The 12,027-nt window shown below is 36.4% G+C and carries 13 protein-coding genes; 12 read left to right on the forward strand and 1 reads right to left on the reverse strand.

Going from position 1 to position 12,027, the window contains the following annotated elements:
• Window positions 1-4: 4 nt before the first annotated feature.
• From ML543_RS07305 to ML543_RS07335, 7 genes are all read left to right on the forward strand, one after another.
• Window positions 5-631, forward strand: a complete 627-nt coding sequence (locus ML543_RS07305; RefSeq protein WP_243386480.1) for a CPBP family intramembrane glutamic endopeptidase — start codon at window positions 5-7, stop codon at window positions 629-631.
• Window positions 615-1,307, forward strand: coding sequence for a LysM peptidoglycan-binding domain-containing protein (locus ML543_RS07310; protein ID WP_243386481.1), 693 nt, complete (start codon window positions 615-617; stop codon window positions 1,305-1,307). Before ML543_RS07305 ends, ML543_RS07310 begins: the two co-directional genes overlap by 17 nt.
• Before the next feature lie 69 nt (window positions 1,308-1,376).
• Window positions 1,377-1,832 carry a DUF2663 family protein gene (locus tag ML543_RS07315; protein WP_243386482.1) on the forward strand — a complete coding sequence of 152 codons (456 nt, stop codon included), beginning with the start codon at window positions 1,377-1,379 and terminating at the stop codon, window positions 1,830-1,832.
• Window positions 1,833-1,888: 56 nt separating this feature from the next.
• Complete coding sequence (locus ML543_RS07320) at window positions 1,889-2,284, forward strand: hypothetical protein (protein WP_243386483.1); 396 nt, start codon at window positions 1,889-1,891, stop codon at window positions 2,282-2,284.
• Window positions 2,285-2,406: 122 nt separating this feature from the next.
• Window positions 2,407-2,979 carry a genetic competence negative regulator gene (locus tag ML543_RS07325; RefSeq protein WP_243386484.1) on the forward strand — a complete coding sequence of 191 codons (573 nt, stop codon included), beginning with the start codon at window positions 2,407-2,409 and terminating at the stop codon, window positions 2,977-2,979.
• Window positions 2,980-3,482: 503 nt separating this feature from the next.
• Window positions 3,483-4,739, forward strand: a complete 1,257-nt coding sequence (locus tag ML543_RS07330) for a Glu/Leu/Phe/Val family dehydrogenase (RefSeq protein ID WP_243386485.1) — start codon at window positions 3,483-3,485, stop codon at window positions 4,737-4,739.
• A gap of 158 nt (window positions 4,740-4,897) precedes the next feature.
• Window positions 4,898-5,866 (forward strand): YpdA family putative bacillithiol disulfide reductase, encoded by a 969-nt coding sequence (locus ML543_RS07335; RefSeq protein ID WP_243386572.1) that lies wholly within the window; start codon window positions 4,898-4,900, stop codon window positions 5,864-5,866.
• A 400-nt stretch (window positions 5,867-6,266) separates the two neighbouring features.
• On the opposite strand, the gene ML543_RS07340 is transcribed toward ML543_RS07335, so the two are convergent.
• Window positions 6,267-7,232, reverse strand: a complete 966-nt coding sequence (locus tag ML543_RS07340; RefSeq protein WP_243386486.1) for an asparaginase — start codon at window positions 7,230-7,232, stop codon at window positions 6,267-6,269.
• A 133-nt stretch (window positions 7,233-7,365) separates the two neighbouring features.
• On the opposite strand from ML543_RS07340, the gene prsW reads away from it, so the two are divergent.
• The 5 genes from prsW (at window position 7,366) to ML543_RS07365 (ending at window position 11,962) form a co-directional block, all read left to right on the forward strand.
• The gene (gene prsW, locus ML543_RS07345) at window positions 7,366-8,034 is read left to right on the forward strand and encodes a glutamic-type intramembrane protease PrsW (RefSeq protein ID WP_243386487.1); all 669 of its coding nucleotides are present in this window, start codon (window positions 7,366-7,368) and stop codon (window positions 8,032-8,034) included.
• 465 nt (window positions 8,035-8,499) lie between these two features.
• The gene (sleB, locus tag ML543_RS07350) at window positions 8,500-9,522 is read left to right on the forward strand and encodes a spore cortex-lytic enzyme (RefSeq protein WP_243386573.1); all 1,023 of its coding nucleotides are present in this window, start codon (window positions 8,500-8,502) and stop codon (window positions 9,520-9,522) included.
• Window positions 9,523-9,537: 15 nt separating this feature from the next.
• Window positions 9,538-10,881, forward strand: coding sequence for a germination protein YpeB (gene ypeB, locus ML543_RS07355; RefSeq protein ID WP_243386488.1), 1,344 nt, complete (start codon window positions 9,538-9,540; stop codon window positions 10,879-10,881).
• Window positions 10,882-11,062: 181 nt separating this feature from the next.
• The gene (locus ML543_RS07360; protein WP_243386489.1) at window positions 11,063-11,719 is read left to right on the forward strand and encodes a flagellar brake protein; all 657 of its coding nucleotides are present in this window, start codon (window positions 11,063-11,065) and stop codon (window positions 11,717-11,719) included.
• 51 nt (window positions 11,720-11,770) lie between these two features.
• Window positions 11,771-11,962 (forward strand): YpfB family protein, encoded by a 192-nt coding sequence (locus ML543_RS07365; protein WP_243386490.1) that lies wholly within the window; start codon window positions 11,771-11,773, stop codon window positions 11,960-11,962.
• Window positions 11,963-12,027: the final 65 nt, after the last annotated feature.

Below are 12,027 nucleotides of genomic sequence, written 5' to 3' on the forward strand. Positions count from 1 at the left end.
TATTTTGTTTAAAAAGCAGCAAGAACTTTTGAATCACATGACCGATCGTCAAATTCTTCTAAATTTAATTTTTACACAATGTTTATTGCTTGTATTATCCGTTTTATTTCTTTTCATTTTTTATCCTAGCATTGCAGTTGTTTACGAATGGTTTAATTGGAATTTGCGACAAATACTTCTTTTAGGTGGGGGCTTAGCCGTTGTCGTTTTAGGACTTGATTTTATACTAATGAAAATTCTACCAGACCATATGTTCGATGATGGAGGCATAAATGAAAAGTTATTTCAAAAACGGACCATTACGGAGATATTCTTTTTAACAGCCTTCATTGCTATTGCCGAGGAATTGTTTTTTAGAGGTGTTTTGCAATCGACATTCGGTCTATTGTTGGCAAGCGTTGTATTTACTCTTTTACATATTCGTTATTTATCTAAATGGCTTTTGTTTTTATTGGTCACAATCGTAAGCTTTTGTCTTGGAATTGTTTATGAATGGACAGGAAATTTATGGGTAACTATTTTCAGTCATTTTCTCATTGATTTTATCTTCGGTTTGCAAATTCGCTATCAATATATAAGAACAATAAAAGGGAATCAAGGGGAGACAACTTATTATGACGAAAAAGAATGAAACATATGATCAAGCTCAATCTCTTCGTGAACAAGTCATTGATGAAGAGAAGGAACAAACGGGAAGTTATCCACCTAGAAGTGAAGTTCATCGGCAAAAAAAGGCGAAGAAAAAAGTGAAAGTGAAATATCCTATTATTCGCTTTTTGGTCATCTTTTTTATCTTTTTTCCGATTATGGTACTTTCTATTATGTACCACCTAGAGAAAAGAAGTACTCTAACCAATTCATCGAAGGAATCTGAACAAACTGTTACTGTTGAGTATAGTTCGATTCTTCCAAATCCGGATATTGAGAAAGCTGAAGATGGAATGGACGAAAAAGAAGTGGAGTCTACTGATGCTGAGGAAGAAAAGGTGGACGAAATGGCTAGAGAGAGGGAAGAAGAAATTCAAAAGCCGAAGGAACAAGACGTGACATCGGGAGATAAGGTGAAGGGAATAGATAAAAATGATGTTAGTACTAGTAATCCTTCACCAGAAAAAAAAGAGCCAGCCCCTCCAAAAGAAGAAGTGAAGGTGGTTACACATATTGTACAGCCTGAAGAAACTTTATATCGCATTGCGATGAAGTATTATGGAAGTAGAGATGGAGAAGAGACCATCCGACAATATAACGGATTAAATGGAAATGAAATCTTTGTGGGGCAAGAATTGAAAATCCCATTAACACAATAATCAATTATCATAACATCACCCATTCCGACATAGTTTGTACTAAAAACGATTAGGAATGGGGACAAGTTAATGGATAAAGAAATTGAAAAGCTTCCTTTTACGGATAAACCAACGAAAAGCATGTTATTTGAATTGGTGAAACGAAAGAGAAAATATGAGGCCTTTAAAGCGAAGTGCTTACTGTGGCAAGTACTAACCTTCATACTATGCGGAGTATTCTTCGTCTATTTGTATACTATTTTATATTTACCTTTCAACGGACAAATTGCTTACATGTTAAAGCAATTTATTAATGATGGAAGAAATGGCTTATTTGTTCTTGTCATTGGGGCCAGTTATGCAACGGCACTTTACTTCAAAAAGAAGGAAGATAAAAAAGAAAAGGAATTTCACGCGCTTCGATGCGAAATTATTGATAAAAGTACCGACTTATGGAAGTCCGAAGAAGCATGGAAAGAGAGAGATCAAATTTTTGCTTTTATGAAAAAAAAATTTGATATCAATTTATACTTTGAGAGTAAATAATGTCGTTACATCATGAACTCCCTATCCATACATATAGTGTAATTGGAGGGGAGTTTATGTTTGGAAAAATATTGTCCATAATTTTAGGTTTCTTTTGTGGAATGATGTTTATAAGGAACCTGTCGATTGAGCATCCTTTCAGTGTACCGGAGTTTTTATTGGATTTAATTTTAGATCCAATACAATTTTTTATGGCAATGTTCTTTTTTTTCGTTAGTTTTTTGGCCAATGCACATCTGCTTAAAAATGCTATTGAAGAAACGTATGCACTCATAAAAGAACGAAAAGGTAACGGAGCAGATTTGATTGTCAGTTATTTTGTCTTTTTCGTATTTTGGGGACTTATGTTTATGGGGTTCTGGGAAACATTCACTTTACTTTGTTTTACAATTATTTATAGCTTACTATCAGTAAACGTAACCTCCTTGAAGGAAACAGAAACAGAAAGTTAATCTCTTAGCTTGTCTTCCTGTCTTTCTAGATGTAAACTGTTTACTAACTAACGAACCATCTTCAGACACTCTCATACAATATCAGTAAATGAAGCTTGAAGGAGACGGCAGGAGGGAAAAGGATGCGACTTGAGCGTCTGAATTACAATAAAATTAAAATTTTTTTAACACAAGATGATTTATCGGATCGTGGTTTAACGAAGGAAGATCTTTGGAAAGACTCGCTCAAGGTTCACCAGCTTTTCCGAGAAATGATGGATGAGGCGAGCGAGGAATTAGGATTTGAAGCGAATGGACCCATTGCTGTAGAAGTGTATTCGCTTCAAGCGCAAGGGATGGTCATCATTGTGACAAAACATCAAGAGGATGAAGAAGACGAATATTCAGACTTTCTTGAGATGGATGTCAAACTAGATGAAAGTGAAGATATTTTATTTGAATTTCACGATTTAGATGATTGTATAAATGTTGCCAAAGTGTTATATAGACTTGGAATTCGAACGGGTACTTTGTATTCATATGGTAGTGCCTATTACTTATTATTTGACCAGTGGCAAAAAATCCCGATAGAGCAACTCGTAGCAATCTTAGCTGAGTTCGGACATTCTACTCCTCTCACAGTATACAGAATAGAGGAATATGGGAAAAAATTGATGGAAGAAAACGCCATTGAACAACTAAATATTTATTTTTAAGGCTATTTCTATTGTATTGTATAAAATCATTGTTGAGGATCGTTTTTCCCTATTTATCAGAGCGGAGGGTACTGGACTCCTGGAGGATGTAGAGGGAAGCAAGTGTCCGTAGCACATTGGAAAATTTATTTTAAAACATGGATAAAAGCAATCTATACGAAACAGCCCTTTTTAAAAAATCAAAATGGAAAAAGTACCAATTGTTTTGGTGCTTTTTTAATTTTTTTCGTGAAAGGAAGTCGTGGGTTAAATGAATGAATGGATAGCTGCTTCATTAGAAATCTTGTTTAATTTCAAATTATAGAATGTTCAACCTCCATTTTAGAGATACTAAAGAAATGTAATGGTGTTTGAAAACGCTTTCTGATTCATTCTGAAAAATTATATAAATCAAAGAAATTAATCTTTGCATATATTAATGGAAGGTGTATACTATGTCATGAAAGGTGGAGATATGGAAACACCTTTCGCATTGAATGATTAAAGTAGGAGGTTTACATAGTATGGTAGCCGAAAGTAATGAGAAAAACGACGTGCTAAAATCTACCCAAACGGTGATACATAGAGCATTAGAAAAATTAGGGTATCCCGATGAGGTGTATGAGCTATTAAAAGAACCGATGAGAATGCTAACAGTAAAAATTCCTGTTCGCATGGATGACGGTTCTGTCAAAATTTTCACTGGCTACCGGGCACAGCATAACGATTCTGTTGGACCAACAAAGGGAGGAATACGATTCCATCCAAGTGTAACAGAAAAGGAAGTTAAAGCGCTTTCTATTTGGATGAGTCTTAAATGTGGAATCGTTGATTTGCCATACGGTGGGGGAAAAGGCGGAATTGTTTGTGATCCGCGTGACATGTCATTTAGAGAATTAGAAAGGTTAAGTCGGGGGTATGTAAGAGCAATCAGCCAAATTGTAGGTCCTACTAAGGACATTCCGGCACCAGATGTATTCACCAATTCACAAATTATGGCGTGGATGATGGATGAATACAGCCGCATTGATGAATTTAATTCACCAGGGTTCATCACGGGTAAGCCGCTCGTTCTTGGAGGTTCTCACGGACGTGAATCTGCAACGGCAAAAGGTGTAACGATTTGTATTCGTGAAGCAGCACGCAAAAAAGGCATTGACCTTGAAGGTGCTCGTGTTGTCGTTCAAGGATTCGGAAATGCTGGGAGCTATTTAGCGAAGTTCATGCATGATGCGGGCGCAAAAGTAATTGGGATTTCGGATGCTTATGGTGCCTTACATGATCCAAACGGGCTTGATATTGATTATTTATTAGATCGTCGTGACAGCTTTGGAACAGTAACCAAGTTGTTTAAAGATACAATTTCCAATAAAGAATTGTTAGAACTGGATTGCGACATTTTAGTGCCTGCTGCAATTGAAAATCAAATTACAGAAGAAAATGCACATAACATTCAGGCTAGCATTGTTGTCGAAGCAGCAAATGGACCAACTACTTTAGAAGCGACACAAATTTTAACTGATCGAGGCATTCTTCTCGTTCCAGATGTTTTAGCAAGTGCAGGAGGAGTAACTGTTTCGTATTTTGAATGGGTACAGAACAACCAAGGGTACTATTGGACGGAAGAAGAAGTAGAAGAAAAATTAGAAAAAGTAATGGTAAAAGCCTTTAATAATGTTTACGAAACATCCAACAATCGCAGAGTCGATATGCGCCTTGCTGCGTATATGGTTGGCGTTCGTAAAATGGCAGAAGCATCTCGTTTTAGAGGCTGGATTTAATATTTGCAAGGACTTAAAAAATCTCCTATCATTAGATAGGAGATTTTTGTTTGTCAAGGGATAATTTTTACGTATGTCCTATTGGGGATTAAGAGGAGTGCTAAGCCCTTAATATATGTTTACTCAGGACTTTTGGCTAGATAGGAGTGTAATAGATGATGAGGTGTGAAGAAGTCATTATTGTTGGAGGAGGGCCATGTGGGCTTTCAGCAGCCATTGAGTTACAAGCAATTGGCATAAACCCCCTTGTTATAGAAAAAGGAAACATTGTCAATGCCATTTATCATTATCCAACGCATCAAACATTTTTTAGTTCGAGTGAAAAGTTAGAGATTGGTGGTGTACCTTTTATTACGGAAAATCGAAAGCCTGTACGTAATCAAGCACTATCGTATTACAGAGAGGTGGTAAGACGCAAACAATTACGTATTCATGCTTTTGAGAAAGTAACCCTAGTTGAAAAACAGCAAAATGGACAGTTTTTCGTGCAAACATCAAAAGGGCAGTATGAAGCAAAATATGTGATCATTGCAACAGGGTATTATGATAATCCAAATTATATGGATGTCCCAGGCGAAGATTTACCGAAAGTCTCTCATTATTTTAAAGAAGCCCATCCCTACTTCGATAAAAAAGTAGCGGTTATAGGTGGGAAAAATTCAAGTGTGGATGCCACTTTAGAATTGGTGAAAGCTGGAGCTCACGTCACTGTGTTATATCGTGGTACAGCTTATTCACCAAGCATTAAACCTTGGATTTTACCCGAATTTGATTCATTAGTACAAAAAGGGATTATAAACATGGAGTTTGAAGCACATGTGAAAGAAATAACAGAAACGACCCTCACATACGAAGTAGCAGGAGGCACAATGAAGACAATTGAGAACGATTTTGTCTTTGCCATGACTGGCTATCATCCCGACCATGATTTTCTACAGAAAATGGGCGTTCAAATTGATGAAGAGACTGGCCGACCATCCTTTTCTGAAGAAACAATGGAAACCAATGTACAAGGGATATTTATTGCGGGAGTTATTGCTGCAGGAAATAATGCCAATGAGATTTTTATTGAAAATGGACGATTTCATGGAGGGTTGATTGCAAAAGCAATAGAAGCGCGACGATAAAATCTTTTAGCCTGGTATAACAAGCCGACCATCCTATGTTATGACCAGGCTAACTTTCATTACATGCCTTTTTGGAAATCTTGTCCATTTATCTTAAAAAAATCGATAACGGTAGAGACAAAGTTTCTTTCTTTTTTATTGTTACAGAAAGTTTAAGTTCAATAAAGTGCTAAAGTATTCTCTTTACAGTTTTTTTTTGGTGTCTAGCTCCAAGCGCCATCAGATCGGGTCGCTTCGGCCCTGCTGTGGCGACGGAAGGCTCCTCGCAGGTCCTCCAGCGCCCTTCGCCTAAGGACTTGCGCTTTGCGTTTTTTCTTATTTCCTCCCCATTCTCCTAGAACGTTGAGATTTACTTTCTGGACACCTTTTCCTCTTCATGCTCTGCAGTTCGAACCAATCTTTATGAAAACATTCGTTCCATTTGTTCAAACGTGTAATTCGCTTCTAAAAGAATTTGAAGTTTAATTCTTGCTTTTTGTCCATTTAATCCATTACTCAAGATTACTCCCATTGATTTCAAATGCCTACCTCCACCTTCATACGCGTATACGTCTTGAACAATTCCGTTAAAACATCTAGACACTATAACAACAGGAATCTTTCGTTTTATCAAGGCTTCGATGGATGGAATGACAATTGGTGGAAGATTCCCTTGACCCAATGCTTCAATAACGAAACCATCCACAGGTAAAGAAGAAATAGCAGAGAATAAGTCAACATCCATTCCAGCATAGGCTTTCAATAAGATGACTTTTTTTGTAATACCTATTATTTTATAACTTTCTTGATTCAATGGTTTATGATGAATCGAGATTGATCTTTTATTGACAATTCCAATAGGTCCATATTGAGGGCTTTGAAATGTAGCGATATTACTCGTATGTGTTTTCGTAACGTTTTTTGCCGTATGAATTTCATCATTCATGACAACAAGCACCCCTAGAGAGGAAGCTTCAGGAGCGCAAGCCACTTTAATTGACGATAACAAGTTATAAAGACCGTCGGAACCAATTTCATTGCTTGATCTCATGGCACCAGTTATGACTATCGGAATTTGAGAATTGAGAGTTAAGTCAAGAAAATAGGCAGTTTCCTCTAATGTATCGGTACCGTGTGTGACAACAATTCCATCAAATATTTCTTCTGAAATAGCATGTTCGATTACTATCCTTAATTGGAGCATCTCTTTAAGTGTGATATGAGGAGAAGGTAAATGAAAAAGTTGTTTTACTTTAATGGATACATTTTCTAATGGGAGATGTTCAGTAGATAGCGGATGTGTTTTTCCTGGTTTAACCTCCCCAGATGTTGAATCTTCTTGCATGGAAATGGTGCCTCCCGTATGAATGACTAATATATTTTTCATAATACCTCCTTCAAGTTGTTGGATATGGGAATTTATTGTTATGAAACCAACACTCTTTGTTGAATATTGATTTTCATTTTTTCATTCTCGTGTTACCATTTAAACGAGATTATATTAGAAATGAGGCACGTGAATGTTCGGAATCATTTCGGCTGGAATTGCTCCTGGACTAGCCATCCTTTCATACTTCTACTTGAAAGACCAATATGAAATGGAACCACTTACAATGGTATTTCGATCATTTATTTTCGGTGCCCTATTAGTGTTTCCTATTATGTTTATTCAATATGTAATGGAAGTGGAAGGTCTGTTTCATTCCCCGGTTTTACAAGCATTTGTTGCTTCGGGTCTTTTAGAAGAGTTCTTTAAGTGGTTTATTTTTTATGTAACTATTTATTCTCATTTTCATTTTGATGAACACTATGATGGAATTGTATACGGAGTTTCCGTATCCCTTGGTTTTGCGACACTTGAAAATATTTTGTATTTAATTGCCAATGGTGTAGAATTTGCATTAGGGAGGGCGTTATTGCCGGTTTCGAGTCATGCTTTATTTGGTGTATTAATGGGCTATTACTTCGGAAAAGGAAAATTTTCACCCTCTCAGCGTTTAAAATGGCTCTCATTTTCATTATTTATTCCTTTTTTATTACATGGTTTATATGATTTCATTATCTTAACGAATGAGGATTGGAAATTTTGGGTCACCCCATTTATGATATTTCTGTGGGCTTTTGGTCTTCATAAAGCGAAAAAAGCTCGCATTATGAACAGACAAAGCTTTGAAACATTTTCAGGCTAACAAACAAAAAAGATGTTTTGGAAAGAAATCCAAAACATCTTTTTTATTTTGAGAAGAAGTTATTTTTAAATTTCTTTTCTAAGGCTGTTTTCGTATAAATTGTTACTTTTTCAGACATCTTTAAAATGAATTTTGGACAATGCGCTAATTCCACTTGCTTTCCTCAACATCCCTCGAGTCAGGTCGCTCAATTACAATGGGAAAAACGATTTTCAACAATATATTTTATACACACTAAAAGCAACAACCCTTTAGAAAAGAGCCTTTTTAAAAAAACAATTGATCACAATTTTCCTTCTGCTCATAATGGGATGCATTCAAATTTATTCCATGAATAATCGATTCACGAATCACTTTACGCACTTTTTAATGAGGACCAACATTTTCCATACAACTTTCTACTGTATAAAATACCAAACTCTACAAAAAATACGAATAACGAAGAATCAGTTAGGGGGCAACATGATGAATAGTTCGCGTAAATTCCTGTTTGTTTTGATCCTTTTTTTTGCGATAAGTTCCGCAATATCAGGATCCATATTTACTAATCCTGTTCAAGCTTTCTCAAATCAAGTGATTCAAAGGGGAGCAGTAGGAGATGATGTAATTGAATTGCAGGCAAGGCTTCAATACAACGGTTATTACCATGGGAGAATAGATGGTGTATTTGGGTGGGGAACCTATTGGTCTGTTCGCAACTTTCAACATGATTTTGGGTTAAAAGAAGTAGACGGTTTAGTAGGGGAAGAGACTAAAAATATGCTAGCTAGAGCGACAAAGTACTATAGAGACTTTGTTATTAACAATTTGAAAGAAGGAAAGGATTTTACTCATTATGGAGGCGTCCCATTAGATATTCAATCGGGTCCTTCTGAAGAAATGAAAGCCAAATTTAAAAAAGAAGCAGAAGCGAAAAGAGGAGCTCCTCCGAACCAAGCAAAATCGCCTCAGACAAAACAAAATGCACAAAATCAGAATCAACAGAATAATCAACAACCAAATGAATCGAATGAAAATGCACAAAACCAAGAACAAGAAGCAAAACAGGAACAATCGAAACAAGAACAACCAAAGCAAGAAGAAGTAACAGAAGAAAAAGCACAACCATCAGCAGTGAATATGCCGAGTGGTTTCTCACAAAACGACTTACAGTTAATGGCCAATGCTGTGTATGGTGAGGCCAGAGGAGAGCCTTATATTGGTCAGGTGGCTGTCGCTGCGGTCATTTTAAATCGTGTTGAGAGTCCTTCATTTCCGAACACTGCTTCCGGCGTTATCTTTGAGCCAGGTGCTTTTACAGCTGTAAGCGATGGTCAAATTTGGCTCACACCGAATGAAACAGCCAAGAAGGCTGTGTTAGATGCAATGAATGGGTGGGACCCAACAGAAAATGCTCTTTATTATTTCAATCCGAATACGGCAACAAGTGCTTGGATATGGTCACGACCACAAATTAAGCAAATCGGGAAACACATATTCTGTGAATAGAAAGGTGGTAAAGTGATGTTTAGAGGATTATTAATTGCGGTATTAACAGTTGCATTAGTCGGAACCGGCTACTGGGGGTATAAAGAGCATCAAGAGAAAAATGCAGTATTGATTCAAGCAGAAAACAATTACCAGCGTGCCTTTCACGATTTGACATACCAAATGGACCAATTACATGACAAAATTGGTGCTACTCTAGCGATGAACTCTCGTACTTCCTTATCACCTGCATTAGCTGAAGTTTGGAGAATTACTTCCGAAGCGCATAGCGATGTCGGACAATTGCCACTAACGCTTCTTCCGTTTAATAAAACTGAGGAATTTTTATCAAATATAGGTACATTTAGTTATCGAACAGCTGTAAGGGATCTATCAACGTCCCCGCTAACAGATGAAGAATATAAAACACTGCAATCGTTATATAAAGAAAGTACATTAATTCAGAATGAACTACGTAAGGTACAGCATTTAGTGTTGGAGAACAATTTGCGTTGGATGGATGTTGAGTTAGCTCTCGCCTCTGGACAAAAGCAAATGGATAATACGATTATAGACGGACTTCAAACAGTCGAAAAAAATGTGGAGGCCTATTCAGAATCAAATTTTGGACCAACGATGACTTCCATGCAAAAATCGAAATCTTCTTTTGACCATCTACAAGGAAAAGAGATTTCGAAAGAAGAAGCGGAAAAGATTGCAAAGTCATTTGCGCCGAACAATGTAACGAGAATGGATATAACGGAAAATGGATCGGATTCATCGTTCGGATTTTTCAGTGTAACAATGCATGATAAAGAGAATAAGCATGATTTGTATATGGATATTACGAAAAAAGGCGGATTTCCAATTTATTTACTTCATAATCGAGACATAAAGGATCAAAATATTAGTTTAAATGAGGCGTCTAATCAAGCGCTAAAGTTTCTACAAAAACAAGGGTTTCAGGATTTAGAGTTATTCGAAAGTGCTCAGTACGATAATATCGGTGTCTTTACATTTGTGTCTGTACAAGATGGTATTCGTCTCTATCCGAACTCAATTCGGATGAAGGTCGCTCTTGATAATGGAGAAGTAATTGGTTATTCAGGCAGAGACTATCTTGTTGCCAATAAAAAAAGAGAACTGCCGAAGCCTTCTATCTCAAAAGAGAAAGCTCTAGCTGAAATTAACCAAAATGTACAAATTCAAGATCAAGGGCTAGCAGTCATCACAAATGATCTTGGGAATGAAGTACTATGCTATGAGTTTCTCGGAACAATTAATGATGATACGTATAGGATTTTTATCAATGCGGAAGACGCGACAGAAGAAAAGGTAGAAAAATTAAAAAATGCTGAGCCGATTTATAATGATGTGTAAGATGAGAAAAAAGCAAGAAATTGCAAATAAGCTTTTGTTTGTTTAATAATCGAAACACGTAGATAACATGAAGAATATGAGAAACAATCTGAAAGGAAAAGCGAATCGTGCTTTTCCTTTTTTACATTCCATGATTAAATAGAAATAGGTACAAATTAGGATATTGAAAGTGTGGTTAACGATGTTGAAAATTGGGAGCGCACTAACGTTAGAAGTGTTGTCAGGTAAAAAAGAAATTTTACGGTGTAAACTTCATGACAAAGTAAATGGAGGGTTGTTAGTCGACTATCCGACAAGTGAGGATTCAGGACGTACCGTTTTTTTGCAGAATGGGACTGAACTGCTTGTTACATTTATAACTGAACAAGATGAAGTATACCGTTTTAAAACGGTTGTAAAAGGTAAAAGAAAAAACAACATACCAATGGTCGTTTTAGAAGAACCAAAACAAGAAAACATAACAAAAATTCAGCGAAGGCAATTTGTTCGCATTGATACGAGTAACGATATCGCGATTCACTCTCTTCAAGGTGAGTTCGATGCATTTGCTACGGTAACAGAAAATGTAAGTGGAGGAGGAGCAGCAATCGTTGTTCCAAATCATGTTCAAATCGTTCCTGGTCTTGAAGTGATGATCTGGCTTTCTCTCCCGTATCAAGATGGGTCTATTGAACATTTAAATCTTAATGCCGAGATTGTCCGAGTTGAGGAGCAGAAGAATAATAAAAAAATTGCTTCCTTAAAATTTGATAAGTTAGATGATATGAACCAACAAAAATTGATGCGATTCTGCTTTGAAGCTCAAATCCAACAAAAAAAGCAAGGGTTAATTGAATAGTGACGTATATTTTCCAACATAATAAGAAGTAAAAACGATTGGAAGATATACATGAAACGGTTTGAAAACATTTTAATGAAAATAGTGATTGCCCATATTGTCTTGTTATTTATCGGTCAACTATTCTTGCAGCATTCAGAAATGCGACCATATTTATCAAAAGTGGTACAATCAGAAGGTGTAGGGAAGATGTCAATTGATGAGTGGATTGAAACAATCACCAATCCGACCTTTGAGGAATGATTTGAACATTTAAACATTCTACCTTTTTATTGCCTTTCATAGGTAAACATATTAATATAGTCGAT

This window comes from Bacillus kexueae (assembly GCF_022809095.1).
Lineage (GTDB): Bacteria > Bacillota > Bacilli > Bacillales > Aeribacillaceae > Bacillus_BZ > Bacillus_BZ kexueae.